1 pseudogene is annotated in these 249 nt (G+C 45.0%); it reads right to left on the bottom strand.

The features are described 5' to 3' along the window. Window positions 1–249 (bottom strand): annotated as a pseudogene (locus FC814_RS22710) (N-acetyltransferase); the annotation flags it as partial.

Raw genomic sequence — 249 nt, 5'->3', positions numbered from 1 at the left:
GGCTTTATCGTTCAACGCCTCAACGAAAAGCCCATGAATGCCTACCGCAAGAGATGCATTGTACACAACACGCATTGCGTGAGTTACAAGCATTGAGCCAAGCCCCTGACCTTGAAGAGATTTGTCCAAAGCCAGTCTGCCTAAAGTGATACTTGGGACATTCCGATAAGGCACTTTCTTTTGCTGACTCTTTGAAGGTAAGGTTTCTTTCTCAAAGCAGCTGCCTGACAAAGTGTAATAACCTAATAC

The organism is Escherichia sp. MR (assembly GCF_005280595.1).
Lineage (GTDB): Bacteria > Pseudomonadota > Gammaproteobacteria > Enterobacterales > Enterobacteriaceae > Escherichia > Escherichia ruysiae.
This window is presented reverse-complemented; position numbering and strand designations above follow the sequence as displayed.